The 24,420-nt window shown below is 60.0% G+C and carries 28 protein-coding genes and 1 tRNA gene; 18 read left to right on the top strand and 11 right to left on the bottom strand.

The window, feature by feature from the left end; genetic code table 11:
* Nucleotides 1-5 precede the first annotated feature (5 nt).
* The 10 genes from cbiR to H4684_RS02610 all read left to right on the top strand — a co-directional run bounded on the left by cbiR (nt 6) and on the right by H4684_RS02610 (nt 10,906).
* Nucleotides 6-716 carry a cobamide remodeling phosphodiesterase CbiR gene (gene cbiR / locus H4684_RS02655; RefSeq protein ID WP_192622731.1) on the top strand — a complete coding sequence of 237 codons (711 nt, stop codon included), beginning with the start codon at nt 6-8 and terminating at the stop codon, nt 714-716.
* Complete coding sequence (locus H4684_RS02650) at nt 709-1,218, top strand: bifunctional adenosylcobinamide kinase/adenosylcobinamide-phosphate guanylyltransferase (protein ID WP_092189864.1); 510 nt, start codon at nt 709-711, stop codon at nt 1,216-1,218. The genes cbiR and H4684_RS02650 overlap by 8 nt, the downstream gene beginning before the upstream one ends.
* A 7-nt stretch (nt 1,219-1,225) precedes the next feature.
* Nucleotides 1,226-2,251 (top strand): DHH family phosphoesterase, encoded by a 1,026-nt coding sequence (locus tag H4684_RS02645; protein ID WP_092189866.1) that lies wholly within the window; start codon nt 1,226-1,228, stop codon nt 2,249-2,251.
* 31 nt (nt 2,252-2,282) lie between these two features.
* A complete protein-coding gene (gene polA / locus H4684_RS02640) occupies nt 2,283-4,871 on the top strand; it encodes a DNA polymerase I (protein WP_192622730.1) in 2,589 nt (862 codons plus the stop codon).
* 30 nt (nt 4,872-4,901) lie between these two features.
* Entirely contained in the window at nt 4,902-6,074 is a 1,173-nt protein-coding gene (locus H4684_RS02635) for a pyridoxal-phosphate-dependent aminotransferase family protein (protein ID WP_192622729.1), read from the top strand.
* Between the two features lie 9 nt (nt 6,075-6,083).
* The gene (locus H4684_RS02630) at nt 6,084-6,389 is read left to right on the top strand and encodes a DUF1844 domain-containing protein (RefSeq protein WP_092189872.1); all 306 of its coding nucleotides are present in this window, start codon (nt 6,084-6,086) and stop codon (nt 6,387-6,389) included.
* Between the two features lie 11 nt (nt 6,390-6,400).
* Complete coding sequence (gene argC, locus H4684_RS02625) at nt 6,401-7,450, top strand: N-acetyl-gamma-glutamyl-phosphate reductase (RefSeq protein WP_407644763.1); 1,050 nt, start codon at nt 6,401-6,403, stop codon at nt 7,448-7,450.
* A gap of 21 nt (nt 7,451-7,471) precedes the next feature.
* Complete coding sequence (locus tag H4684_RS02620) at nt 7,472-8,707, top strand: EAL and HDOD domain-containing protein (protein ID WP_225940195.1); 1,236 nt, start codon at nt 7,472-7,474, stop codon at nt 8,705-8,707.
* A gap of 106 nt (nt 8,708-8,813) precedes the next feature.
* Nucleotides 8,814-10,055, top strand: a complete 1,242-nt coding sequence (locus H4684_RS02615) for an EAL and HDOD domain-containing protein (protein ID WP_192622727.1) — start codon at nt 8,814-8,816, stop codon at nt 10,053-10,055.
* Between the two features lie 68 nt (nt 10,056-10,123).
* A complete protein-coding gene (locus H4684_RS02610) occupies nt 10,124-10,906 on the top strand; it encodes a prepilin peptidase (RefSeq protein ID WP_192622726.1) in 783 nt (260 codons plus the stop codon).
* A 105-nt stretch (nt 10,907-11,011) separates the two neighbouring features.
* Here the strand turns inward: H4684_RS02610 and H4684_RS02605 are convergent, their stop codons facing one another.
* Entirely contained in the window at nt 11,012-11,827 is an 816-nt protein-coding gene (locus tag H4684_RS02605; RefSeq protein ID WP_092189882.1) for a MotA/TolQ/ExbB proton channel family protein, read from the bottom strand.
* A 4-nt stretch (nt 11,828-11,831) separates the two neighbouring features.
* The gene (locus H4684_RS02600) at nt 11,832-12,290 is read right to left on the bottom strand and encodes a chemotaxis protein CheX (RefSeq protein WP_092189884.1); all 459 of its coding nucleotides are present in this window, start codon (nt 12,288-12,290) and stop codon (nt 11,832-11,834) included.
* Nucleotides 12,291-12,593: 303 nt separating this feature from the next.
* On the opposite strand from H4684_RS02600, the gene H4684_RS02595 reads away from it, so the two are divergent.
* Entirely contained in the window at nt 12,594-12,905 is a 312-nt protein-coding gene (locus H4684_RS02595; protein ID WP_092189886.1) for an Hpt domain-containing protein, read from the top strand.
* Between the two features lie 82 nt (nt 12,906-12,987).
* Here H4684_RS02595 and H4684_RS02590 read toward each other — a convergent pair whose 3' ends face one another.
* The 7 genes from H4684_RS02590 to H4684_RS02560 form a co-directional block, all read right to left on the bottom strand.
* Nucleotides 12,988-13,716: an energy-coupling factor ABC transporter ATP-binding protein gene (locus tag H4684_RS02590; protein WP_092189888.1), complete on the bottom strand. Its 729-nt coding sequence runs from the start codon at nt 13,714-13,716 to the stop codon at nt 12,988-12,990.
* Nucleotides 13,709-14,476, bottom strand: a complete 768-nt coding sequence (gene cbiQ / locus H4684_RS02585) for a cobalt ECF transporter T component CbiQ (protein ID WP_192622725.1) — start codon at nt 14,474-14,476, stop codon at nt 13,709-13,711. Before cbiQ ends, H4684_RS02590 begins: the two co-directional genes overlap by 8 nt.
* On the bottom strand, nt 14,469-15,083 hold the full coding sequence (locus H4684_RS02580; RefSeq protein ID WP_192622724.1) for a cobalamin biosynthesis protein CbiL: 615 nt from the start codon (nt 15,081-15,083) through the stop codon (nt 14,469-14,471). The genes cbiQ and H4684_RS02580 overlap by 8 nt, the downstream gene beginning before the upstream one ends.
* Entirely contained in the window at nt 15,076-15,702 is a 627-nt protein-coding gene (cbiM, locus tag H4684_RS02575; protein WP_192622723.1) for a cobalt transporter CbiM, read from the bottom strand. Before cbiM ends, H4684_RS02580 begins: the two co-directional genes overlap by 8 nt.
* A 108-nt stretch (nt 15,703-15,810) precedes the next feature.
* Nucleotides 15,811-16,581, bottom strand: coding sequence for a DUF4198 domain-containing protein (locus H4684_RS02570; protein WP_192622722.1), 771 nt, complete (start codon nt 16,579-16,581; stop codon nt 15,811-15,813).
* A 287-nt stretch (nt 16,582-16,868) separates the two neighbouring features.
* Nucleotides 16,869-18,260: a DEAD/DEAH box helicase gene (locus H4684_RS02565; RefSeq protein ID WP_192622721.1), complete on the bottom strand. Its 1,392-nt coding sequence runs from the start codon at nt 18,258-18,260 to the stop codon at nt 16,869-16,871.
* 75 nt (nt 18,261-18,335) lie between these two features.
* Nucleotides 18,336-19,973, bottom strand: coding sequence for a sensor domain-containing diguanylate cyclase (locus H4684_RS02560; protein ID WP_192622720.1), 1,638 nt, complete (start codon nt 19,971-19,973; stop codon nt 18,336-18,338).
* 220 nt (nt 19,974-20,193) lie between these two features.
* On the opposite strand from H4684_RS02560, the gene H4684_RS02555 reads away from it, so the two are divergent.
* A complete protein-coding gene (locus tag H4684_RS02555; RefSeq protein WP_092189902.1) occupies nt 20,194-20,553 on the top strand; it encodes a tRNA-binding protein in 360 nt (119 codons plus the stop codon).
* 7 nt (nt 20,554-20,560) lie between these two features.
* A complete protein-coding gene (locus H4684_RS02550; protein WP_092189904.1) occupies nt 20,561-21,406 on the top strand; it encodes a DMT family transporter in 846 nt (281 codons plus the stop codon).
* A gap of 302 nt (nt 21,407-21,708) precedes the next feature.
* On the opposite strand, the gene H4684_RS02545 is transcribed toward H4684_RS02550, so the two are convergent.
* Nucleotides 21,709-21,785, bottom strand: a tRNA-Met gene (locus tag H4684_RS02545).
* A gap of 66 nt (nt 21,786-21,851) precedes the next feature.
* Here H4684_RS02545 and H4684_RS02540 point away from each other — a divergent pair.
* Both H4684_RS02540 and H4684_RS02535 read left to right on the top strand, forming a co-directional pair.
* Nucleotides 21,852-22,583 (top strand): glycosyltransferase family 2 protein, encoded by a 732-nt coding sequence (locus tag H4684_RS02540; RefSeq protein ID WP_092189906.1) that lies wholly within the window; start codon nt 21,852-21,854, stop codon nt 22,581-22,583.
* Nucleotides 22,584-22,705: 122 nt separating this feature from the next.
* Entirely contained in the window at nt 22,706-22,993 is a 288-nt protein-coding gene (locus tag H4684_RS02535; protein ID WP_092190224.1) for a lipid-A-disaccharide synthase N-terminal domain-containing protein, read from the top strand.
* Here the strand turns inward: H4684_RS02535 and H4684_RS02530 are convergent.
* Complete coding sequence (locus H4684_RS02530) at nt 22,948-23,535, bottom strand: phosphatase PAP2 family protein (protein WP_092189908.1); 588 nt, start codon at nt 23,533-23,535, stop codon at nt 22,948-22,950. The genes H4684_RS02535 and H4684_RS02530 overlap by 46 nt on opposite strands.
* A 132-nt stretch (nt 23,536-23,667) precedes the next feature.
* On the opposite strand from H4684_RS02530, the gene rpmH reads away from it, so the two are divergent.
* Genes rpmH through yidD form a run of 3 tightly spaced genes read left to right on the top strand, consistent with a single transcriptional unit; the run spans nt 23,668 to nt 24,415 of the window.
* Nucleotides 23,668-23,805: a 50S ribosomal protein L34 gene (rpmH, locus tag H4684_RS02525; protein WP_015775318.1), complete on the top strand. Its 138-nt coding sequence runs from the start codon at nt 23,668-23,670 to the stop codon at nt 23,803-23,805.
* On the top strand, nt 23,793-24,164 hold the full coding sequence (rnpA, locus tag H4684_RS02520; RefSeq protein ID WP_092189910.1) for a ribonuclease P protein component: 372 nt from the start codon (nt 23,793-23,795) through the stop codon (nt 24,162-24,164). The genes rpmH and rnpA overlap by 13 nt, the downstream gene beginning before the upstream one ends.
* Before the next feature lie 17 nt (nt 24,165-24,181).
* Nucleotides 24,182-24,415 carry a membrane protein insertion efficiency factor YidD gene (gene yidD, locus H4684_RS02515; protein ID WP_092189912.1) on the top strand — a complete coding sequence of 78 codons (234 nt, stop codon included), beginning with the start codon at nt 24,182-24,184 and terminating at the stop codon, nt 24,413-24,415.
* Nucleotides 24,416-24,420: the final 5 nt, after the last annotated feature.

Genomic DNA, 24,420 nt, shown 5'->3' with positions numbered 1-24,420 from the left:
CCCCCATGCGATTTCGACTGGCCGCCCCATCCTGCGTCATTCCCGACCGGGTCGGGCCCAATTGCCGGGCACTTTCTTCCATGGTGGGGGAGGTCGCGCTCATGCTTCTTGAGACTCGCGGTTGCCTGGAGTACGATGAGCTTGATCTGCCCGCGGATCTGCCAGGGCTTGGCCTTGGCTATCATGCCCATCTGCCCCTCGACCTGCCCTGGAAGGACGGTCCGGCCGCCGTCGGCGACGTCATTTTCGCTCTTGAGCAAAAAATTGCCTTTCTGCGCCCACGCGGTTATGTGCTCCATCCTCCTGAGCCCGGGGACCTTTCCGGACTGCTGCGGCACAGGCCCGGCCTGTCTTCCAGGCTCTGGCTGGAAAACACGCGCGAGAGGGATCTTTGCGAGCTCTGGGACGAGATAGGCGCCCTTGGGCTTGGAGTCTGTCTGGATGTGGGGCACATGGTCAGTTACGGGCAGGAAAGAGTGATGGACCTGCCAGGATTTTTCGAGCGCGTGCGCATTCTCCACATTTACGGCGGAGAATCGGAGCGCGGACATGCGGGCCTTGGGCAGTTGCCCGATCCGAACCTGTTGCGCGATATCCTGTTACGCCTGAAGGGGGATGAAACGCTGGTGGTTGAAATCTTTTCCCTTGAAGAGCTCGGGCGTTCCCTGAATCTGCTTCGGTCCTGGCTGCTTGGGTGGGGCATGCATCATGATTGATCTGATCCTTGGCGGGAACAAGTCCGGCAAATCCGATTTCGGACTTGAGCTGTTGTGCCGGGGGCCGCGCCCCTGGACGCTTGTGGCCACGGGGAAATCCCGGGACCTTGCCTTTCGGCGGCAGATCATTACCCATCGTCTGAGCCGGGATGCGGAAATAGCGGTACAGGAAGTGGACACCGACCTGGCAGGCGCGCTTGGAGCCCTGGCCCCCCTTGGCGGCAGTGTCCTGGTGGACAGTCTTGATTTCTGGATGTTTTCGCTGGCGGGCCAAAGCCGGGAAGACGCCAGGCGCAAGAGAGATGATTTTTTTGCCCGCCTTCAGTTCCACGAAGGCGGAAATCTGATTTTAGTCTCGACTGAAATGGGGCTTGGGCCTCTTGCATTCGATGGCGAAATACGGGCATTTGCCCGTGATCTGGGCCAACTCAACCGTGAAATTGCCAGTGTCAGTACAAGTGTGTATCTGGTCGTTGCCGGGTTGGCCCAAAAACTCAAGTGAGAAGGTCATGGCCTATTTTCGAAAGCTGGATCCGAAGCTAGCCAAGCTTCAAGAATTGCTGAATAAAAATGAGCGCTGGCTGATCCTCATCAATGCCGATCCTGACGCCTTGGCTTCGGCCATGGCATTGAAGCGCATCCTCGCCGGTCGTGTGGAGCAGGTCGCCATCGCCCATGTCAACGAGATCACCAGGCCCGACAACCTGGCCATGATCCGTCTTTTGCGCATCGCGACCAAGAAGCTCAATCCGCTTCTTCTGGCCCAGTACGACCGCTTTGCGCTGGTCGATTCCCAGCCGCACCACCACCCGGATTTCGCGAACATCCATTTTTCCGTGGTCATCGACCATCATCCCAAGGTCGCGGGGACGCCCGTGGAAGCCGATTTCGTCGAGATCGTTTCCGAGTACGGTTCCAACGCGACCATCATGACCGAGTATCTCTACAATCTGGGCCTGCGTCCGGGGAAGCTGCTGGCCACCGCCCTTTTGTACGGGATCAAGACCGACACCCAGAGTTTCGAGCGCGAGTTTCATGACAACGACATGAAGGCTTTTCGCTATCTCTCGAAATTCTACAACAAACCCCTGCTGCACAAGATCATCCGCTCGGAATTCCGCCTGGAGTGGCTCAAGTACTTCACCCAGGCTTTCCGCAAGATGCGCGTCACCGGCAAGACCATCACCATTTTCATGGGCAAGGTCGATTCTTCCGACATCCTGGTCGTCCTGGCCGATTTTTTCCTGCGCGTGCACGGGCTGTCTACGACCATGATCAGCGGCATCAGCGAGGACAAGCTCGTTGTCGTGTTTCGTGGTGACGGCCTGCGCCGTGACATGGGCAAGTTCGCCAAGCGCCTTTTCGGCGACGTGGGTTCGGCCGGAGGACACAAGTCCATGGCCCGGGCCGAGATTCCCATGGAGAAGCTGGGCTGTCAGCATGCCAGCCAGTTTGTGTGGGAGCGCCTGCATGGCGGAGCGGATGTGAAGAAAAAGAAGAAAGAGCTGGAGACAGCACCGAACGGGGCCTCGTAACCGGCCCCGCTTCCACCAAACCGGAGGGCGCATGAGTTTGCAAACAAGGCTCGGACTCAAAACCGAGCCGCTTTTTTTGATCGACGGCCACGCCTTCATCTATCGCGGTTTTTACGCCTATCCCGATTTCAAGCGCTCCGACGGGTTTCCGACCAGCGCCATGTATATCGTCTTCAAGCTGGTCCTGAAACTCCTGCGCGAAGAGAACCCGTCCCACCTCGTTTTTGTCACCGACGGCCGTGCCCCCACCTTCAGACACGAGCTTCTGCCCTCCTACAAGGCCAATCGGCCCCGCATGCCCGAAGGGCTTGCCGCGCAGCTCGAACCCTTGAAGGCCGGACTCAGGCTTTTGGGCATTCGCGTGCTTGAAGCCGAAGGCGGAGAGGCCGACGATTGCATCGCCTCCCTGGCCGCCCGTTTCAAGGAAGACCGCAGCGTGGTCATTGTCGGCGCGGACAAGGATCTGCGGCAGTGCCTGGATGAGAACGTGGTCATGTGGGACCCCGCCCAGGGTAAGGAGAAGCTCATCACCCGCGAAGGCTTTGTGGAGGAGACGGGCCTCAAGCCGGACCAGTGGGCGGATTTTCAGGCCATGACCGGTGACGCGGCGGACAACATCCCCGGCATCCCGAAAGTGGGCCCGAAGACGGCCATGGGCTTTCTGCGGCGCTTTCCGAGCCTTGATGAGCTCAAGAAAAATTTCGACCGGCTCACGGCCAAGGAGCAGACCCTGCTCGCCCCGCACATGGAGCAGGTCTTCGTGTATCGGGAGCTGACCACCCTGCGCACGGACATGTGCATGGAGTACGGTCTTGACGATCTGGCCGTGGGCGAGGTTGACGGCGGGGCGCTGGATTTTTTCAAGGAATATGAGTTCCGCTCCCTGTTGTCGGAATTTCAGGCCCTGGCCCGCAAGAACGGGCGCGCCAATACGGCCGGTACCCAGCCGGAAGCGGCCGTCAAGACCGATCCGGTCCCGGACGGTGATGAAAAACCCGGCCCGGCGCGGGTTGAACCGCGTCTGGTTCCAAGTCTTGAGGCCATGGCCGGCAAGGACGTGGGCCTTTATGCCGAGGGCGAAAAATGGATTCTGGGCACGGATGCCGAAGAGCTCCTGTACATGGGCGCGGCCTCGGATCTGTGCCGTGCGCTGACCGGGGCGCATGTGTTCGTGACTTCCTACAAGGGCGTGCTCGAACAGGGCCGTCTTGATCTCTCGGCCTGCGCCGAAGTCTTCGACATAGAGCTTGCCGCATATCTTTTGAGCCCTGAAGAGCGCAATTACACCCTGGAGCGGATTCGCGACGGCCTGGGTGACGAGATCGACGTGCACCGTGAAAATCACGGACAGGCAGTGCTTGCCGTAGGCCGCCTGCTGCGTGCGCGGCTTGCCGGTTCGGAGCTGCTCGGACTCATGCAGGACCTTGAGCTGCCCCTGACCGAGGTGCTGGTGCGCATGCAGAAACGCGGCATCCGCATCGACGAGGCCAGATTCCAGGATTTTCTTTCCATGGTCCAGACCGAGCTGGATCGGCTGACGCAGAAAATTCATGAGCAGGCCGGAGAAGAGTTCAACATCCGCTCCAGCCAGCAATTGGGCGAGGTGCTTTTTTCAAGGCTGGGCCTGGCCAGCAAGCAGAAGACTCCGGGCGGGGCTCAATCCACGTCCAGCAGCGTGCTTGAAGGGTTGGCCGGGGAGCATCCCATCGTCGCCGACGTGCTTGAATTCAGGATGTACGAGAAGCTGCGCTCCACATATCTTGAGCCCATGCCCCGGCTGGCCGACAAGAACGGGCGCATCCACACCACCTTCAACCAGCTGGCCACGGCCACCGGCCGCCTTTCGAGCAGCAATCCCAACCTGCAGAACATACCCATCAGGGGAGTGCTCGGTCCGCGCATGCGCTCCTGTTTCGTGGCCGCGCCGGGAAACCGGCTTGTGGCCGCGGACTATTCGCAGGTCGAGCTCAGGGTGCTGGCGCACATGTCCGGGGATCCGACCCTCACGGACGCCTTTGCCGCCGGTCACGACATCCACGCCCGCACGGCCGGGATTCTCTTCGACAAGGCCGAGGTCAGCGCCGACGAGCGGCGCAAGGCCAAGACCATCAATTTCGGCCTGCTCTACGGCATGGGCCCGCAGAAGCTGGGGCGGGAGCTTGGCATCAGCCTGAAGGAGGCCAAGGAGTTCATCGCGGTCTACTTCAGCAAACTGTCCCGCGTGCGGGAGTTCTACGAGGAGATCGAGGCCGGGGCCAGATCTCTGGGCTATGTCACCACCCTGGCCGGGAGAAGGCGCATGCTGCCCGGGATCAATTCCCGCAACGTGAACATGGCGCAGCAGGCTAGGCGCATGGCCATCAACACCGTGGTCCAGGGCTCGGCGGCGGATATCATCAAAAAGGCCATGCTCGAAGTGGACAAGAGCCCGGTTATTGGCGAATTAGACGCGAGCCTGATCCTGCAGATTCACGACGAACTTCTGCTCGAAGCCCCGGCGGCAAAGGCCCGGGAAGTGGGCCAGGCCGTCGCCGGGATCATGTCCTCCGTGTACAGCCTCTCCGTGCCCCTCGTGGTTGATTGGGGCGTTGGCGAGGACTGGAGCGCGGCTCATCAATAAACATTTGCAAACATCTTTTGCGGATACGATATGCTCAATAAATCAAGATTGCTGACACCCGGCCCCACTCCCTTGCCGGAGGAGGTTCGCCTGGCCCTGGCCAAGGACATGGTCCATCACCGCAAGCGCGATTTCGTGCAGGTCATGGAGCGCATTCAGCCCGGCCTCAAGTATCTCTTCGGCACCACGCAGCAGGTCCTGCCTCTGTCCTGTTCCGGCACGGGAGCCATGCACGCGGCCGTGACCAACCTCTTCGCGCCCGGCGAAAAGGTGCTCGTTGTCGAGGGCGGGAAGTTCGGAGAGCGCTGGCGCGAGATCGCCGAGGCTCATGGCCTTGTGGTCACCTCCCTGGTCCTTGAAAACGGCGACGCCGTTGCCGCCGGGGATGTGCGAGCGGCCTTGGAGGCGGACCCCTCGCTTCGCGGCGTGCTGGTCCAGGCCTCGGAGACCTCCACCGGGGTGCTGCATCCCGTGCACGAGCTTGGCGCGGTGACTAGGGACAAAGACGTGCTTCTTGTCGTCGACGGCATCTCGGCTGTCGGAATTTCGCCTTGCCCCATGGACGCCTGGAGCATCGACTGCCTGCTGACCGGGTCCCAGAAGGGCCTCATGCTTCCGCCCGGCCTGGCCTTGCTCGCCCTAAGCGAGCGCGCCTGGGACAGGGTGCGCGCGGTCGGTTCCTCCAATTTCTATTTCAACCTGCTGGCCGAGCGGGACAAGAGTCTGGGCCACCAGACCCTCTTCACGTCCCCGGTCAACCTGCTGCAAGGGCTGGCCGTGAGCCTCGATCTGTTCAGGGAACAGACCCTTGAGGCTGTGTACGCCAAGCAATGGGCCCTGACCTCCATGGCCCGGGCCGGAGCGGTGAGCATGGGCCTTGAACTTCTGGCCAAGACACATTTCACCTGGGGTCTGACCTCCATCAAGCTGCCGGTGGGCGTCGATGGAAGCGAAGTGCTCAAGGTGGCGGCGGAACGCTGCGGAGTGATCATGGCCGGGGGCCAGGGCGAACTCAAGAAGAGCCTCGTAAGGCTCGGCCACATGGGCCATGTGGATTGGAGCGACGTCCTGGCGGGACTTCACGCCCTGCGCGTGGGCTTGCATGCGGCCGGTGGATATTGCGCCGCCAGGACGTATCTGGAAGATGCCGTGAATGCCTATGAAGAAGCGCTGCGCGACGGTTGCCCCGAAATTCGGGCGTAAGGAGTGAATATGAGCGAAGAGAAGAAATTGGCCGAAGAATATGAGGAATTGTCCTGTTCCTGTCCGGAAATGCCTCAGCTGGATTTTGGGACCTTTGTCCTGTCCATGAGCTCTTCCGCCCTGGTCTATCTGGGCGAGGTACCAGAGCCCGAGACCGGTCAGGTTATGGAAAACGTGCTGGCCGCCAAGCAGACCATCGACATCCTGTGCATGCTCGAAAGCAAGACTAGGGGCAATCTGACGGATCAGGAAGCCCGGCTGCTTCGGGACATGCTTTTTGAACTGCGCATGAAATACGTGCAGAAGGCGAAATAGGGGGATCGAGGATGATGAAGCGCGTCGGTCTGGTCGGGGTTACCGGCTACACGGGAATGGAGTTGACCCGCATCCTGCTTGGCCATCCCGGCCTGCGCCTGACCAAGGTCACGTCACGCAAGGAGGCCGGGCAGCCCCTGCAAAAGATTTATCCCTTCCTGCAGGGCACAAAGCTTGGCGATCTTGAGATATCAGCCCCGGACTGCACGGTGCTGGCCGCTGAGTGCGACCTCGTCTTCCTGGCCGTCCCTCACTGCACGGCCATGGAGATGGCCGCCGAGCTGCGCGGGCTCGGCACCAGGGTCGTTGACTTGAGCGCGGATTTTCGTCTGCGCGACCACGCGGTCTACGAGAGCTGGTATCAGGTCCCGCACACGCAGTCCGCCCTGCTGGCCGAGGCCGTTTACGGACTGCCCGAACTCTACGCCGAACGCATCGCCGGGGCCGGGTTGGTGGCCAATCCCGGCTGTTATCCGACATCCGCCATCCTGGCCCTGTATCCGGCGCTGGCCGCGGGGCTCATCTCGCCCGAGGATCTGGTCGTCGATTCCAAGTCCGGAACCACCGGGGCCGGACGCAAGGCCGGGGTCGGCACTCTCTTCTGCGAGGTCTCGGACACGTTTCGGGCCTACAACCTGACCAAACACCGTCACACCCCTGAGATTGAGCAGGAGCTGGGCGTGGCCGTCGGGCGGGAAATACGCCTCTCCTTCAACACGCACCTGCTGCCCATCAATCGCGGCATCCTGACCACCGCCTACGCCAAACTTTCCCCCGGTGCGGATCTGGAACAAATCCGGGTCTGCTACCAGGAGTTTTATGCGGGCAAACGGTGGGTCCGCCTTCTGCCCCAGGGCACCCTGCCTGAAACCAGATGGGTGCGCGGCACCAATTTCTGCGATCTCGGGCTGGTCACGGACCCGCGCACGGACAGACTCATCGTGGTTTCGGCCATAGACAACCTTTGCCGCGGCGCTTCGGGTCAGGCCGTTGCCAATGCCAACCTCATGCTGGGCCTGGAAGAGGGTGCCGGTCTTCCTTTTGCGCCACTCATGCCTTAGAGGCGTTTAATGACAGAGCAAATGCCTGAACAGTTTTACGACAAGATCTTTGTCGCCAGGCAGCCCATTTTCACTGCAGAAATGAAGATTTGGGGCTACGAGCTCCTTTTTCGGCATGGAGAAACTCCGTCCGCCGTGTTCACGGACGGCGACCAGGCCACGACACAGGTCATCGCCGACGGCTTCGCTCTGGGAGTCCGGGGCATGGGGAGCAAGGTCAAGGCGCTGATCAATTTTCCGCGCAATGTCCTTCTTGGCCAAGCGCCATACGTACTTCCATCCGAGCGTTGCGTGGTGGAGATCCTGGAGACGGTGCTGCCCGAGGATGATGTCATGGAGGCGTGCCGGGAGCTGAAGGCAAACGGCTACACCCTGGCCCTGGATGATTTCGTGGGAGATCCGGGTTTTGAGCCGTTGTGCGAGATAGCGGACATCATAAAGGTCGATATCCTGGGCAAGACGCCGACCGAGGTCATGTCCATCGTCAACGGCCTGAAAGGGTACAAGGCCCGGCTCCTGGCCGAGAAAGTCGAGAACATCAACATGTTCAACGTCTGCAAGCGCCTTGGCTTCGAATATTTTCAGGGGTATTTCTTCAGCAAGCCCGAGATCGTCCCCGGGCGCAAGCTCTCCGCCAGCCAGAGTACCAAGATCAAGCTCCTTAAGGAACTCAACGAATCCGAGGCGGAGCTGTCCCGATTGGTGGAAATCATTCAGACGGACCTGTCCATTTCCTATCGTCTGCTCAAATACATCAATTCCGCCCGCTTCAGCCTGCGCGGCAAGATCGAATCCATCCAGCGCGCCGTGAACATGCTCGGTCGTCAGAATCTGCGCCAATGGCTGCAGGTGGTCATTTTGTCCGATGTCAATTCAACGGACAAGGGCCAGGAGCTGGTCCGCATATCCGTGCTGCGTGGCCGCTTCCTCCAGCTTCTGGCGACATCCGGCGCCGCGCCGTTTTCGCCGGACAGCATGTTCGTGATGGGCTTTTTTTCCGTGCTCGACGCCATCCTCGATCAGCAAATGGCGCAGGTTCTCGACGATATTTCTCTTGACCCGGACATCAAGGCCAGCCTGGTCGATCCTCAAAGCGAGCATGCCGTCTGGATCGAGCTCTTGAACGAGCTTGATCGCGGCAGTTGGGCCGGACTTGAGGACAAGGCGGGACAGATGGGCATTCCCATGGAGCTGGTCGACAACGCCGCCATCGAGGCCGCGATGTGGACCGATGAAGTCATGGGAGGTGCGTCCTAGGGAGGGCTTTGGATACTTGCGGTTTGATTTTTTGGGAGCCTTTCACTGTTCAAGGTCTGTGAAGCGGCAGGGGGCGCACCATGCGCCTTTCAAAGAGGACCCGGTGATGGAAGAGACGTATCCGGAACAGCTTTACGACAAGTTTTTTGTCGCCCGGCAGCCCATATTCACGGCACGGATGCAGATATGGGGCTACGAGCTTCTTTTCCGGCACGGCGAAAACATCCAGGAGGCCGTGTTCGCCGATGGGGATCAGGCCACGACACAGATCATAGCCGACGGCTACAATCTCGCGGTGCAGGGGTTGCGTCAGGGAGCCAGGGCGCTGGTCAATTTTCCCCGCAGCGTGCTCCTCGGCGAGGCTCCCTATGTTCTGCCTGCCGACCAGTGCGTGGTGGAGATCCTTGAAACCGTCCTGCCGGAAGCCGAAGTCATCAGCGCCTGTCGGGAGCTCAAGAGGCGCGGCTACATGCTGGCCCTGGACGATTTCGAAGGGGACCCGGGCCTTGAACCCCTGTGCGAGATCGTCGATATCATCAAGGTCGACGTCCTCGGCAAGACTCCGGCGCAGGTCGAGGCCATCGCCACGGGGGTCAAAAAATTCGATGCGCTGCTGTTGGCCGAGAAAGTGGAGAACCACGACGTCTTCAAGGTGTGCAGGAAGCTGGGCTTTACGTATTTTCAAGGCTTTTTCTTCAATCGTCCCGAGCTTATACCCGGTCGAAAACTTTCCGCCTCGCAAATCAACAAGGTCAAGCTGTTAAAGGAATTGAGCGCCCCGGACGTGGATTCTTCCCGGCTGGTGGAAATCATCCAGACGGATCTGTCCATTTCCTACAGGTTGCTCAGATACATAAATTCCGCATTCTTCGGCCTGCAGGTCAAGATCACCTCCATCCCGCGCGCGGCTTCCATGCTCGGTTCCCGGAACCTGCGGCAGTGGCTTCAGGTGGTCGTCCTGTCCGATGTCGGCACCGAGGACAAGGCTCAAGAGCTGGTCCGCATTTCCGTGCAGCGGGCCCGCTTTCTGCATCTTTTGGCAATGAGCCGTCCTACGGTGTTCGACCGGGACGGCATGTTTCTTCTGGGCTTTTTTTCCCTGCTCGACGCCATTCTGGACCAGTCCATGGACCTGGTGCTGGAGGAGATCCCCCTGGACCCCGCCATCAAGCGGGCGTTGACCGATCCGGACGACACCAACGCGGTCTGGCTAGCCCTGCTTGATGAAATAGACCGCTGCAACTGGAGACGTCTGAACAGGAAGGCCGAGCAGCTCGGGGTGCCCATCACCCTCGTCAACAGGCTATCCGCCGAAGCCTCGATCTGGGCGGTCTGGGTCACGAGCTGAGCTCGTGCCCATGAAATGCGTAAGAATTTACAATTATCCCATATTTAATTATCTTCCAAGGTGTTCGCATGGTTGAGCTTTTTTCGTACCCCGCGTTTTTTTACACCATGGCCCTCATTCTGGGACTGTGCCTGGGCAGCTTCTACAACGTCTGCGTGCACCGCTATCTGGTGGGCAAGTCCGTGATCAGCCCCGGCTCGCATTGTCCGGCCTGCGGTCACGTGCTGTCCTGGTGGGAAAACATCCCGGTCCTGTCCTACTTTCTGCTTGGAGCCAAATGCCGCTCCTGCAAGGGGAAGATCCACTGGCGCTATCCGGCCGTGGAGCTTCTCTCTGGAGTCCTGGCGCTGCTCTTTGCGGTCAAATTCGGCCCGACGGGCGAGTGGCTGACCTACATGGTCTTTCTGGGAATTTTTCTGGTGGCTTCCTTCATCGATCTGGAGGTCTTCATCCTGCCCGACGTCCTGACCTATCCGGCGGCCGTCCTGGCCTTGGCGACCCCGCTCTTTCTGCCAGTCGACTGGCTTGAAACCGTGCTTGGCGCTCTTTTCGGCGCGGGGATATTTCTTCTCCTGCAGCAGGCCTACCTGCGTCTGCGCGGGATCGATGCCCTGGGCACCGGCGACATAAAGCTCATGCTCAGTCTTGGTGCGTTGGTCGGGCTGTCCCTGCTGCCGCTCATGATCCTTCTATCCGCCCTGTGCGCCCTTGCGCTCGCCGTGGTCTACCTGCGCCGTCCCGAAGGGCAGGGGCTGCGCACAGCGATCCCCTTCGGTCCGTTTCTCTGTCTCGGGGCGGTCCTGACGCTGCTCTGGGGAGAGGAGCTGCTACTTCTGATCATGGATCTTTGAAGCGGGGCACACGTCTTTGGCGCGCAAGAGGATAAGTCCGGCATGGCCGGGTCGTGGAGGAGCGTACGCCGCCATAATGCAATTTGGATCTGTTTTGCGGACAGGTCAGGGCAGGAAGGCCTTGGCGATGAGGTAGAGGTCGTTGAAGGGCGTCCCGGATTTGATGGCGGACATCATCTGCATGGACAGGTCCATCTTTGTTTCCGTGGCTTCGAGGATTTCTTTCTTGACCAGATTGAGCCGGAATTTGACGAAGTCGTAGTCGAATCCGTCATGGATGAGCATCAGGCCGTCCTTGAAATACTGGGAGGAGATGTATTCCTGAAACCCAAGGAGATGCTCCACCCCGTTTCTTCTGGCCAGCATGCAGTAGAAGATGAGGTTTATGATGAGCGCCTCGATTTTTAGCTTGTGGTCGATATTGAGAAACTTGGTCTTGTTCAGCTCGGCGTTGTCCAGATTCCTGAGCATGAGCTGGGCGACCTCGAAGACCTGTTTCTCGAAAATGGGCGCGATGTGAAATTTGGACAAAAAGCGGACCATCACCTTTTGCGGGTTTTCCTTGGACACGATGCCCAAGAGGCCGATGGCCATGAGTACGTATTTGCGGTGTAGCTCGCCCAGGATGTTTTTCTTTCTGACCTGAGCCAGCTCTTCGCAGCGGGCGGGCGAAAACGAGGAGGCGGCCAGTTCCAGGAGAAATCTGACGTGGGGTTCGCGGGTGTGTTTTGCCTCCTCAAGCAGGAATTCGTCGCCCTTTTTCTTGGAGTCCATGGTTTTTTTAACAGACAGCCAAAAAGCGGCCACTCCCTCCAGCGGCATCTCCATGAGGTCGAATTCCTTGGGAGCCGTCAGCGACCTGGCACTGGCCCCGAGCAGAAGCTCGGCAACCTGTTCATTGATGTTGCCCGCGCCGTTCATGGGCCTATTCGAAGCAGAATTCCAGGGTGAAGGTCCCGGCTTCGCAGGAGAAGGGGATGGCGATGGCCAGGGCCGAGCTCATGTGCGCGATGGTGTGGTTGTCGCCCATGATGACCGAAGGGGTGGAGCCCTGCAGCTTGAGGCCCATGTCCACCAGTCCGACGCGGGCCTGGCCGGAGATCATGTTCGTGATCTCGCCCATGGCGTCCTGCACGTCCTGGAGGATGTCCTCGATGGCGTCGCCGAGCATCTGCTTGACGATGTGCACGGCGGTCTTGCGGTCAAAGGATATGGAGAAGGTGCCCTGCTTGTCTCCGGTGATGCCGATCACGGCGGAAACATCGCCCCGGGCCATCTTGTCTTTTTTGACGTAAGGCGTGCCGGCCACGACTTCGAGGGCGGCCATGGCGGCGAGAACATCTTTCGTTGCTTTTATGAAGGGTTTGGCCAGCGAAGGGTCCATGTGATTCTCCTTGGGGGGTGCGTGGGTGGAAAAACTTCACACCGTGGAATTTCATAAAGAAAATTTGTGGCCGGGGTCAACCACAAGACGGGAGCAAGTCCTGGATTTTTTGGCGGGCAGAAAGGTTTCGATGTCCGCGAAACACTTCAGGCCAGGGACTCTTCGTCTCGCTTCTGGGCGGGCATGATGGGGGCTCGGTCTTCGTTTTGACGAGATGCTTGTCAGTCGCTCCCAGGCTCTCTACATGGTGCTGATTCAACATTTAAAGGATTTTGTCCGGACAAACTATGCGCGGAGAAAAGCATGAAGCAGCGGGTCAAGGAACATTTATGCAGGGTCTATGGGTTGGGCATGGATGACATCGATGAACTTTACGGTATTGGTTGTCAGACGGTGGGCGCCACGCTGAGCCGCCTTGAAATCGCCTTTTCCGGCGAGGGGGACGCGCGGGAGATCGCGGACGCGGGACACATGCTCAAAGGGGCTCTTTTCAACATGGGGCTGCTGGAACTCGGGGATCTGGCCCGGGACATGGAGCTGGCCGGCAAGCGCGGACGCATGGAAGAGGCGCGCGCCGTTTACGCAAGGCTCCGCCCTGCCTTGAAATTCTTCTGAAGTCTCCATCGTTCCCGGGGCTTTTCCCTCCTGCGCCGGGCAGCCCGAAGAAATGCCCATTCGCGCCCGCATGGCGAGCGCTCTAGTCGTGGTGATGATGCGGCTCGTCGCCCAGGGGGTGGGCATGCACATGCCGGTGCGGCAAGTGCGGCACGTCGGTTACGAGGCGGCCGTCCTTTATGGTCATGAACCGCGAGGTTGTTTGCGCCAGAAAGTCCCAGTCATGCGAAATGATGATGCGGGCCGTGGGCAGGGCGGCAAGGATCTCGATGATGCGCTCCCTGGTCTGCGGGTCCAGGCCGTTGGTGGGCTCGTCCAGCAGCAGAACTTTGGGCTGCATGGACAGGATCGTGGCCAGCGACACCAGCTTCTTTTCTCCTCCGGACAGGCGGTGGGTCAGGCGATCCTCGAACCCGTCCAGGCCCAACTCCTTCAGGGTCGCAAGAGACCTCTCCCGTGCTTCGTCCACGGACATTCCAAGATTCAGCGGGCCAAAAGCCACGTCGTCGAGCACTGTGGGGTTGAAGAGCTGGTCTTCGGCGTTCTGCAGGACCATGCCGACCTCGCGGCGCAGGGCCTGAAATTCCTTTTCACCGCGCACCGGCCTGCCATGGAAGAGGACCTTGCCGCGTTGCGGAGCCATGAGGCCCATGACAATGTGGAAAAGAGTGGTCTTGCCGCTGCCGTTGGTCCCGTAGAGCCCGATTTGCTGTCCGGGTTCAAAGGCGAAGTTCACGTCGTGCAGCACCGCGTGGCCGGAAGGATAGGCAAAGGACACGTCCTGCAGGGCGAAAATGGGCGTTTCAGACAAGGAGTATCTCCGGAAAAAAGTCCATGAGCACGATGCTGGCCGTGGCCGCCATCCACAAAAAGGCAAAGATCGCGTCTTTAGGTTGCGCCTTGAAGCGGACCACGGAGACGAAACGGCCCTGAAATCCGCGCAGGACCATGGCCTGATAGACCCGGCTCGAACGGTCGAAGCTGTTGACCAGGACCATGGCCAGAAGGTTCCCGATGGTGCGGTAGGTGTGCATGCCGGTGCGGGGAGTGAACCCGCGCAACCTGGCCGCCGTGACCAGCCGCTGCCATTCGTCGGCGATGACGTGCAGGTAGCGGTAAGTGAAAAGGAACAGGAATACCAGCTTGGACGGCACGCCGAGGCGGTCCAGGGCGTGCCCCATGGTCGGAGAATCCATGGTCGTGACCAGGGCCAGGAAGGTCAGCAGGATGGCGTTGGACTTGAGTGTGACGAGCAAAACCAGCTCGGCGCCCTCACGGCTTGCCGTCAGCGGGCCAAGGGTCGCCAAGGGCGTGCCGGGCATGGTCAGGGGCACGGTCAGCCACAGGAAAAGAATGAAGACGTTGACCAGGGCCACGCGTTTGCAAAGCACGTGCAGGGGCGGCGCGCTCAGGCTCAGGACAGTCACGGCCGGAATCAGCGCCGCGCCGGCCGCGAAAGGGTCCTTGAGCAGGGCCACGCAGACGGAGAAAAGCGCCGCCATGGCCAGGCGCATCCTGGGGTCGAGATCGTGCACCAGGGAGCGGCCACGGGCAAAAGGTTCGTCAAACACGGGGGCGGCTCTTGAAATAGGCGGCTATGCCGACCAGTCCGAAAATCCAGCCGATGCCGCCGATAATTTCCCGCATTCTCGGCCCGGCCTGGCTTTGTTCGAGCAGAGTGCGCTTGATGGGGGCAAGCTTGGCGTCGAGGGCGGCGCTCACCACTTCTTCCACGTCGGCCCGCGATAGCGCCCGCGTCTTTGTGCCTGAGTCATCCGGACTCCCCGCAGCGGCGGGCTCAGCGGCTTTTCCCGCATCCGGCGCAGGGGCCCTGGGAACCGGCGCGTCCATGAATTCAGCTGCTTCCACGATCCACTCGTTTTGATGCCCTTCTCCGGCCTGAAGCAGGATGCGCAGGTCGGCTCCTGCTTTTCGCGCCTGGTCCGGGACGGGGAAACGGAAGAGTCCCTCCTCGTCGGTCGTTCCCTGCAGCAGCGTCCGTCCGGTGACGGCGTCACGGACTTCGATGGTGCCGTGCCTGACCCGTTTGGATTTGCTGTAGCTGCACTCGGCGACAATCTCGTTGCCTTCCACGTAGGCGAAAATGTTGACCCGGTGCGCCAGGGCCGGGCCCGAAGCCAGCAAGGCGAAGACAAGGAGCAGGAAAAGGCTACGCACGTGTTCCTCCTTCAAAATTTGATGCAAAATGCAGGAGTTCGGGTCGGACCCTGGACAGAAAGGATACGGCCAGCGTGGTCACGATGCCCTCGACGATCATGACCGGGACATGGGCCAGAAAGAGCAGCCGTGCGGCCTGCAGGAAGCCTTCGTCCGTGTAGGCCAGCGAGAGGGCCGTGAACAGGCCTGCGCCGGCCACGGACAGGGCCCCGCAGCAAAACGCCGCCACCGTGCGTATCCGCCCTGGACGGGACAAGAGCGGCCGCAGGAGCAAAAAGCAAAGCACGGCCGGAAAAGCCATGTTGAAGGCGTTCACGCCCAGCACCGTGAACCCTCCGTACTGAAAGAGCACGGATTGCAGCATGAGCGCCACCAGGATGGCCGGAAAAGCGGCCCAGCCGAGAATAGCCCCGAGGAGGCCGTTCAGGATCAGGTGGGCGCTGGAGGGCCCGATGGGAATGTGGATGAGCGAGCCGACGAAAAAGGCCGCAGCCAGGATGGCCACGGTCATGAGCCTGTCGTAATCGAGACGGCGCAGGCCAAGAGCCGTGCCGCCGACGGTCAGGACCGCGCCCAGGCCCAGTATGGCGGGAGATAGAACCCCTTCGGAAATGTGCACTTTTCTGCCCTCTCTTCGCGTGGTTCGGCGAGGCATGACAAAAAGCCGGGCATGTGTCCATGCCCGGCACATGTTACGGGTCCCGGAGCGGGCCCCGGCATGGACCCCCTATTTGCGCACGGGATCGAAAAACTGGGCCCACAGCACTGCGCCCAGCTCCACATCCTTGGGCGTACCTTCGTGATCCATCTTTTCAGCCGCCGTATTGAGGGCCGCAAAACCCCACCATCCGGCGAAAGGCACGGCATAGGTGAATACGCCGTCGGCGTCGGTCCTGACTACCTGGGTGATCATGTAGTCGCTTGGCGCTTCGTACTTTTTGTCCTTGTTGTAGAATTCCACCTCGACGTCCGCGCCCGCAACGGGTTTACCGTCGAGGAGCACCCGGCCCTGGAAGACATTGCCGGCATAGTTGCCGAAGGGCCTGGTCAGGGGGACGATTTCGGTCTTGAGGCCAAGGGGTTCGCCCCAGCCCTCTTCCTCGCCGAAGGCGGCGATGACGGTCTTGGTGTAATGGACGATGAAGCAGTCCTCGGCCGGTTCCCAGTAAGGGGTGGGTTCCATGACAAACTGGTACACGCCGGGTCTTTTGATCATGTACTCGGCGGTCCAGGATGGATGTTCCATGATCGTGGCGGGCTTCAGGGCATCCTTCATCTCCTGCGCCTCTCCGTCCACGAAAACCTTGAACGAGGCCGGAGCGACAAGAGGCATGCCGACCATTTCCATGGGATGGGAAAAGGACAGGGCAAAGGAGACGGTCGCATCCTTTTTCTCCATGACGATGCTTGATGAAGGGATGACCATTCCGAAATGGGCCAGGGCCACGCCCGAAAGGCAGAAAAGCATGGTGAGACAAAGCGCGAGAGTTCTGAACATGGAAATGCACCTCCCCTCCTGGCCGGTCTTTGGCAATACGGATCGCGCCAGGATTTGCGAGTTGAAACTATGGAATTGGAAAACCGGCCTCAAGAATAGCACTAATTGAAAAATAATAACATCAATGGCCGTAGCTATCCGGGAATCCATATTTTTGTCAACAACCGGATTTTATTGGCAGTCTGGATGCGAAGATATTTGGAGGGGCTTGGTTTGTCGAAGGCGGCTTAAGGACGGTGCAGGCAGAAAGGGCCCGGCGCGCGTGTTTCGCGCCGGGCGGGCAAGGATCAGGCGGGTTTGTTCCGCTTGGGTCCCGACCATGCTTTTTGTCCGGTCTTGCCGGACTTTGCGCCGGGGAGCGCGGGCCCGCGTTTGCGGGCCACGGGGGGCGCGGCCTTGTCGTGGGACTGCGGTTGCCTGGCGGAAGCGGGCGGGGTCGTAGCGGCGGATTCCTTGCGGGTTTCAGGGCCTGCGGGGGCTGGTCTTTTTTTGCCGCCCCGGCCGGAGCCGAAAGGACGCGGAGCCGGGCGCAGGGTCTGTGCGGAGTCGCCCGTGGCCGGGACAAGGGCGCCGCGCACGAGCTGTACCTGTTCCAGGATGATATCCAGATCCTGGGCGTAACGCTTGGCCAGACGGCTCTCAGCTTCGGTCATGAGGGACAGCACAAGGCCCTCGGCGCCGGCTCGTCCCGTGCGCCCGGCGCGGTGCAGATAATCGCGGCTCTGGCTTGGCACGTCCACGTTGACCACCAGTTCCACCCCGAAAATATCGAGCCCCCGGGCTGCGATGTCCGAAGCGATGAGCGTCTGGGCCTTGCCTTTGCGGAAATCGTCCAGGGCGGCCTGGCGTTCGAACTTGTCGTGCGCGCCGTGCAGATCGGCCACGGCCAGCTGGTGATGTTCCAGGCGTTCGGACATGCGTTCGGCGCTGGCTCCCCGGTGCACGAAGACCAGGGCCCGCTCGGGGGAAAGGCCGCGCAGCACCTTGCGCAGCCAGTCGGTCTTGTCGCGTTCCTCGCAGACCAGATAGCAGTGCCGGATGGCCGGGCTGATTCCGTCCTGCGCGCGCACGAATTCAAGGTTCGGGGCCAGCCCGCGAGCGATGCGGGTCGTGGCCGGGCCCTCGGTGGCGGAGACGAAGACGAAACGGGTCTCGGGACCAAGCTGGCCCGTGATCTTGCGGATGTGCTCCAACCCTTCCTCGATGAGCAGACGATCCGCTTCGTCGAGGACCAGCCATACGGTTTCTTTCAGCTTGAGTTTTCCAAGCTCCATGAGGTGCGTCATGCGGCCGGCGGAGCCGATCACCAGATGGGGTTTTTTCTTGAGCCCCTCGATCTGGCGGCTGACCGCTGCCCCGCCGATGAGGGACTGCACCCGCACGCCAAGGCCGGCGTCGCGGGACAGGTCCGTGGCCACGCGGTGGATCTGCATGGCCAGCTCGTGGGTGGGAGCCAGCACCACGGCCTGCACGTGCATGCTCTCGGCGTTGATGCCCGCCAGAATGGGCAGCAGATAGGCAAGCGTCTTGCCCGAACCGGTTCGAGAAACGAGCATGGCCGATTTTCCGGCCATCAGCACCGGCAGCGCGGCCTCCTGCACGGGCAGGGGCGTGTCGAGCTTGCGGGTCTGCAGGGCCTGAACCAGAGCGGGCGGGAGCCCAAGGGAATCAAAAGACATATATATCCTTGTCGGCATGGAGCCGTGACGATGAAGAAAAGGAACCGCGCCGGAACATCCGGAGCGGAGGAAAAATCATTCGGAAGGCATGGCGGGTTGGTCATCACTCGAAGCCACGACCCGGTTGCGCCCCGATCTTTTGGCCTGGTACATGGCATTGTCCGCCTTCTGCAGCAGCTTCGCCATGCCGTCATCACCGTCTTCAAGCCGAGGGGTCATGGAGGCCACGCCAAAGCTCACGGTCACGAAGGGCCCCACCTGGGATGCGCCATGCTCCAGGTGCAGGTCCAGCACCGCCTGGCGCATGGCCTCGGCCACATGCGTCACGCCCTCGGCGTCAGTGTCGGCCAGGATGACGGCAAATTCCTCGCCGCCGAAGCGTGTGACCAGATCCGCCGGGCGCTGCATCATGCGCTGCATGACTGCCGCCACGGCGATAAGGCACTGATCACCCTGCAGATGTCCATGTTTATCGTTGTAATCCTTGAAAAAATCAACATCTGCCAGGATGATGCCGATGGGAGTCTGATCGCGCATGGCCCGCCGCCATTCCTGCTTCAGGCAATTGTCAAACATGCGGCGGTTGGCGACTCCCGTCAAGCCGTCCAGGAGGGACAGCTGCTTCAGCTGTTCGTTGGCGCGCTTGAGATCCTCGGTGCGTTCGCGGATGGTTTGCACCATGTTGTCGAAGCTTTTGGCCAGGATTCCGACCTCGTCGTTGCGCCGCAGATCGATGCGCAGGGAATAATCCCCATCCTGTTGCAGCCTGGCCGCATGCCTGGTCAGCCTTTGCAGGGGCCTGAGCACAACGGCCTGCAGCAAAACATTCAGCAATACGAGCACCAAAAGTCCGGACGAGACCACCAGGACCATGGCGTAGCGGATGCTCGAGATGCCCTTTTGGGTAATATCCCGGGGGAACAGGTAGTGGATGCCGAAGACGGGCGACCCTGTCGGATCGAGATATGCCCCGCAAACCTTGACGAATTCGCCTTCGTCCAGGGTGAAGTAATCGAGGTTGTCGATGCTGGCGTAAGTGACTTCTTTTTTTCCGCACAGCGTCTGTTCTTTTGCGTAGGGATAGACGATTTCAAAGGCGATGCGGGTCTGTTCGCCCAGGGTTTTGACCATGTCCTGGTTCAAGATTCGTCCAATGACCAGGAAGCCGTTGCCGGGACCGCTTCCATCCGAACGCAGGATCTGACGTGTGGCAAAAAGCAGGGGGCCAAGCTCGGTATTGACGACTCCGGTTATGCCTTTTTGTCCTTCTTCCGCCCCAGGAATTTTCAGCAGTGGGTGGTCCGGGGCGATGCGTCTCTGCGTCAGCAGGTCAAGAGAGATGGCACTTTTTTGAATCGTGTCGCGGGCATTGCTCCAGACGATCGTTCCATCCTGCGCGCAATAGATCATTACATTCACCGAGATGCTGTCCAGCGCTTCGTCGTAGAGATTGCTTGTTTTGTAGGTCTCGGAACGTGTGTTCATGAAGTCGTAGGTGTCGTCCCAGGTCGCCCAGTCGCGGCAGATGCGCTCCAGATGGTAGTTTTCCCTGTCGATGGCGTGAAATATGCGTTGGAGGTTCTGTCCCGCCTGCTGATGTTCGAGCTCCAGAAAGCTGGGGTAGACGACGAAACGCTGGACGAAAAAATCCGCCACGCCCAGAGAGGCGAACAGGACAAGGATGATGGTGAACACTTTGGCGCGGACGGACATGAAGACTCCTTGAACCGACGATGCAATCAATAACGATAAAGATTACCCGAGTTCCTTGACAGGTACAAGCCGCAAGAACCCTGGGCTTGCGCTAGGCACGGGCCAGGGCGTAAGAACTTGCCCTTCAGGCGGGCATGTTCCATCAGGGTTGATCTGGCCCTGGCCACGTTCGCGTGGGGTGGCCCCTTGACTCTGTGTTCATCAGCCAAGGAGGATTTTTGTGGCTTCGGAACTCAAACCGTCAGTGAATTTTGAAGAATCCCTGGGACTTTTGGACATTCGCGTCGGGCGTGTCGTTTCGGCTGAACCCTGCGACGCGACGCCAAAGCCCACCTACAGGATGGTCGTCGATTTCGGAAAATACGGCCGACGCGTCAGTTACGGTCGCTTCACCGCGCATCCGCCGGAAGAGGTGGCAGGCCGGCTGGTGCTCGCGGTGCTCAACTTCCCGCCGCGCCGGATGGGGGAGGTTGTCTCCGAAGTGCTGGTCCTTGGCGTGCAGTACCCGGGAAGGGACAGCGGCGAAGCGACCTTTGTCTCCCCGGCGGTCAACGCCAAGATCGGCAGCAAGCTTTTCTAGGACGACCATGAAACCCTATCTCTACGCATTCGGCGCGGTGCTGTGCTGGGCGAGTCTGCCGGCGGCCACGGGCAGCGGTCTGGACGGGCTCGATGTCACGGAGCTGCTTTTTTTCAGCTTTGTCCCGGCGGCGCTTTATCTCGTGGCGCAGGAGATGATCATCTCCCGGCGGCGGGCCATCCCCTGGCCGGACCTGAAGCTCACGGCGCTGGGCGTGGCCGGCATCTTCGGCTACCACGCGCTGTACTACCTGGCCCTCGACCACGCGCCCCTGGTGGAGGGAGCCATTCTGACCACGACCTGGTCTTTCTGGATAGTCGTCATGTCCTCCATTCTGGCCAACAAGCGCCTGTCCCTTCCTGTTCTGGGCGTGGCGCTGGTCGGACTCGTGGGTGCGGGCCTGGTCGTGTCCGGAGGCAAAGGCCTGCATTTTGAAACGCGCTATCTGCCCGGCTACCTCATGGCCCTCGGTTGCGGACTGGTCTGGAGCAGCTTCTCGGTTGCGCTGTCCCGTCTTCGACTCACCCGTGACTACATGCCTGCCTTCACGGTCCTGGCCGCCCTCTTTTCCACCCTGGTCTACGCCGCAAGCGCTCCGCAGGCCCTGCCTCCGGCGGGGGCCCTGTTCTCGGCCCTTTATCTGGGCCTGGTGCCGCTGGGGCTATCCTTCACGCTCTGGAACCGTGCCGTGACCACAGGCAACATGACCCTCATCGGCTATCTTTCATACCTGACCCCGCCTCTGGCCGTGCTGCTGGCCGCCCTGATCCGGGGCGCCACCGTGACCCCGCACGCCGTGATCGGCATGGCGGTCATTCTTGCGGCGGCCTTTGCCGGGAGGAGACTAAGCTGACCGGCGGCCCGGATTTTTTGCCTCGCGCATTTACAGAACGGGCAAATACCGGCCGAAGATGGGGCATGCCTTTTTGCTCATGGCGGGCCATGATTGGTTCTCCTGGCTGAATTTGCCTGCCCGCCCCCAGGCTCGGGCCGAATTCGTCATGGCAAATTCACCGTGAACGGCTTCGTCAAGCATCGTGCAAAGGAGAAGATATTATTTCGGGCGGTGAACAAAAAAGCGGAAAATCTCTGGATGGCAAGAGGGGCACAAAAGAAAAAGGCTTAAGAGTTTTGCTCTTAAGCCTTAGATTTCTTTGGTAGCGGGGGCAGGATTTGAACCTACGGCCTTCGGGTTATGAGCCCGACGAGCTACCATGCTGCTCCACCCCGCGCCATGTGAGAAGAGCTTTCTATGTAGGTTTACAAGCCTTGTCAAATGCTATATTCACTTTTTTCTTATGAAAAACACAATTAATAAAATTTCTTTAATTATTCCAGTGTATAACGAAGAAGAAAATCTTCGTGATCTGTACTCCGAGATAACCCGCAGCCTGTCAGGATTGACCTACCCTTGGGAGCTTGTCCTGGTGGATGACGGCAGCACGGACTCCAGTCTGGCCGTCATTCGGGACCTGGCCGGGGCGGATGAGCGTGTCCGCTTCTTGTCCTTTGCCCGGAACTGCGGGCAGTCCGCCGCCTTTGCCGCCGGCTTTCGCTATGCCTCCGGCGACGTGGTCGTGACCCTGGACGCGGACCTGCAGAACGATCCCGCCGACATTCCGGCCATGCTTCAGGTCTATGCTCAGGGCGTCGACATGGTCATCGGCTGGAGGGCCAAGCGTCAGGACAGCGTGGTCAAGCGCTACGCCTCGCGTTTTGCCAACTGGGTGCGCAACAGGATCAGCCGTGAAACTGTCCGTGACACGGGCTGCTCTCTTAAAGTAATGCGTGCGCAGATGGTCAAGCGGATTCCCATGTTCACGGGCATGCACCGCTTTTTGCCCACTCTCATGAAGCTTGAGGGGGCACGGGTGGCGGAGGTGCGCGTCAACCATCGTCCACGCAGCAAGGGCGTCTCCAAGTACGGCATATGGGACCGGGCCTGGTCATCTGCCTATGATCTGCTCGCGGTGCGCTGGATGCAGAAGCGGCATATCGGATACGTGGTCTCCGATACGAACGTGAAATGACATTTCGGGCTTGACCCTTTTTTCTCGCGCCTTTGCCGGCGCGTCCTGCATTATATGGATAGGGGCGAACGGTGGAGACGGGAAGATTTTTTTATACGGCGCAGGTGCGCCTTGGGCGGAACATGGAATTAACGACACAGTGGTGGTTGCTGGCCATCGGTTTTACGGGCCAGGGATTTTTCTTCATGCGTTTTTTCTGGCAGTGGATCGTCTCCGAGAGGGAGAAGAAAAGCGTCATCCCCATAAGTTTCTGGTACTTCAGCTTGCTGGGCAGTTTTTTTCTGCTGACCTATGCCATTCTGCGCAAGGACATCGTTTTCATTGTCGGCCAGTCGACGGGTTCCATCATTTATACCCGGAACCTCTATCTGATCCATCGAGAGCGCAAGCGGCTCCAGAGCAACGGATAGAGCGGGAGCAGGACTCCGGCCACGGCCAGTCCCGTGGCCCAGCCCGCCAGAACGTCCATGGGGAAGTGTTTTCCAAGATAGATCCGCGAGTATCCGATGACCAGCGGAAGGGCCCATATTGCCTTCTTGCGGAATGTGGCGAAAAGGACGAGAGCAGCCGCTGCGGAGTTGGCCGCGTGGGCGGAAGGAAAGGACGAGCCCCGTTGTTTGGTGGTCGTGAAGTCCTGCGGCAGGGTCGCCCATGATCCCGAATCCTGGTAGCGGGTTTCGCCGATGCTCTTGTAGGGGCGCACGCGGCCCACGCTGTCCTTGATCAGGGAACAGGTCAGGTCGGAGACGCCGATGCTTGCGGCCAGGGCAAGCACGACGACCATGGACACGCGCCCCTGTCTGAGGCCGAAGGCGACCATGGTGATGGCCAGGACCCACAGGAAGGCCGAGCTTGAGAACAGGGGCATGAGATAATCGAAGGGCGGGTTTTGCCAGCTCTGATTGATCCACCGAAACAGGGTCATTTCCCAGTCAGGGGTATGAAAAAACATGTACTCCTCCTTGGTCTGGCCAGTTTGGTGGATGCGGGCGGAATTGTCCAGCGGGCAAGAGCGCAATGCATCTTGACGCGTTAAGTATTTGCGGCTACATTCCCAGTTTACTTTTTTTGAAGGAGAAATGAAATGAGCAAGAGAACATATCAACCGAGCACCACCAAGCGTAAGAGAAGTCACGGGTTTCTGGTTCGTTCACGGACCAAGAACGGCCAGGCCGTGCTGCGCCGCAGAAGAGCAAAGGGAAGAAAAAGATTAGCCGTCTAGCCTACCCTCCCTCGTATCGACTGAAGAGACGGCCCCAGTTTTGTAGCTGTTATGACCGGGGCCGTCGTTTTTTTTCAAAGAGTTTCACCCTCTTTGTGCTCGAGCGGGAAGATGCCGGGGAGTCCTGGCGTCTTGGGCTTACGGTGAGCAGAAAAATTGGCAAGTCCGTGCGGCGCAATCGGGTCAAGCGTTTGGTCCGGGAGTACTTCCGGCTTCACAGGCATGATTTTCACCTGCGCGCGGACATTGTCGTGGTGCCCAAGCGGGGCGTTTGCGTGGATTCCATGGACCTTGCGCAGGTGTCCTCGGAACTTGGTCCACTGATGACAAAAATCGTGTCCCGGGTTGGAGCGGCCTAGGCCTTTCCGGAGTTTTCATGCGCCAAGCCTTCGTATACATCCTTTCCCTGTATCAGTATCTGATATCCCCGCTCTATTCTCCCTGTTGCCGTTTCACTCCTTCGTGTTCCGAATATGCCCGGCAAGCCGTCTTGTCTCATGGAATTTTTCGGGGGATGGGCCTTGCCATCTGGCGGTTGTTGCGTTGTCATCCCCTGTGTGCCGGTGGTTACGATCCGGTTCCCTCCCCTAACTTGTCAAAGAGAGATTGAAATCA

The sequence above is a fragment of the Desulfomicrobium macestii genome (assembly GCF_014873765.1).
GTDB classification, from domain to species: Bacteria; Desulfobacterota; Desulfovibrionia; order Desulfovibrionales; family Desulfomicrobiaceae; genus Desulfomicrobium; species Desulfomicrobium macestii.
This window is presented reverse-complemented; position numbering and strand designations above follow the sequence as displayed.

Excerpts from the sequence above, each read along its gene's own strand:
- H4684_RS02610 (WP_192622726.1), top strand. The coding sequence starts at position 10,124 with ATGGTTGAGCTTTTTTCGTACCCCGCGTTTTTTTACACCATGGCCCTC.
- H4684_RS02565 (WP_192622721.1), bottom strand. The coding sequence starts at position 18,260 with ATGTCTTTTGATTCCCTTGGGCTCCCGCCCGCTCTGGTTCAGGCCCTG.
- yidD (WP_092189912.1), top strand. The coding sequence starts at position 24,182 with ATGCGCCAAGCCTTCGTATACATCCTTTCCCTGTATCAGTATCTGATA.
- H4684_RS02605 (WP_092189882.1), bottom strand. The coding sequence starts at position 11,827 with ATGAACGGCGCGGGCAACATCAATGAACAGGTTGCCGAGCTTCTGCTC.
- H4684_RS02530 (WP_092189908.1), bottom strand. The coding sequence starts at position 23,535 with ATGTTTTTTCATACCCCTGACTGGGAAATGACCCTGTTTCGGTGGATC.
- H4684_RS02550 (WP_092189904.1), top strand. The coding sequence starts at position 20,561 with ATGAAACCCTATCTCTACGCATTCGGCGCGGTGCTGTGCTGGGCGAGT.
- H4684_RS02595 (WP_092189886.1), top strand. The coding sequence starts at position 12,594 with ATGAAGCAGCGGGTCAAGGAACATTTATGCAGGGTCTATGGGTTGGGC.
- H4684_RS02535 (WP_092190224.1), top strand. The coding sequence starts at position 22,706 with ATGGAATTAACGACACAGTGGTGGTTGCTGGCCATCGGTTTTACGGGC.
- H4684_RS02570 (WP_192622722.1), bottom strand. The coding sequence starts at position 16,581 with ATGTTCAGAACTCTCGCGCTTTGTCTCACCATGCTTTTCTGCCTTTCG.
- H4684_RS02540 (WP_092189906.1), top strand. The coding sequence starts at position 21,852 with ATGAAAAACACAATTAATAAAATTTCTTTAATTATTCCAGTGTATAAC.
- H4684_RS02630 (WP_092189872.1), top strand. The coding sequence starts at position 6,084 with ATGAGCGAAGAGAAGAAATTGGCCGAAGAATATGAGGAATTGTCCTGT.
- H4684_RS02560 (WP_192622720.1), bottom strand. The coding sequence starts at position 19,973 with ATGTCCGTCCGCGCCAAAGTGTTCACCATCATCCTTGTCCTGTTCGCC.
- H4684_RS02650 (WP_092189864.1), top strand. The coding sequence starts at position 709 with ATGATTGATCTGATCCTTGGCGGGAACAAGTCCGGCAAATCCGATTTC.
- argC (WP_407644763.1), top strand. The coding sequence starts at position 6,401 with ATGATGAAGCGCGTCGGTCTGGTCGGGGTTACCGGCTACACGGGAATG.
- rpmH (WP_015775318.1), top strand. The coding sequence starts at position 23,668 with ATGAGCAAGAGAACATATCAACCGAGCACCACCAAGCGTAAGAGAAGT.
- H4684_RS02645 (WP_092189866.1), top strand. The coding sequence starts at position 1,226 with ATGGCCTATTTTCGAAAGCTGGATCCGAAGCTAGCCAAGCTTCAAGAA.
- polA (WP_192622730.1), top strand. The coding sequence starts at position 2,283 with ATGAGTTTGCAAACAAGGCTCGGACTCAAAACCGAGCCGCTTTTTTTG.
- H4684_RS02635 (WP_192622729.1), top strand. The coding sequence starts at position 4,902 with ATGCTCAATAAATCAAGATTGCTGACACCCGGCCCCACTCCCTTGCCG.
- H4684_RS02600 (WP_092189884.1), bottom strand. The coding sequence starts at position 12,290 with ATGGACCCTTCGCTGGCCAAACCCTTCATAAAAGCAACGAAAGATGTT.
- H4684_RS02615 (WP_192622727.1), top strand. The coding sequence starts at position 8,814 with ATGGAAGAGACGTATCCGGAACAGCTTTACGACAAGTTTTTTGTCGCC.
- cbiR (WP_192622731.1), top strand. The coding sequence starts at position 6 with ATGCGATTTCGACTGGCCGCCCCATCCTGCGTCATTCCCGACCGGGTC.
- H4684_RS02620 (WP_225940195.1), top strand. The coding sequence starts at position 7,472 with ATGCCTGAACAGTTTTACGACAAGATCTTTGTCGCCAGGCAGCCCATT.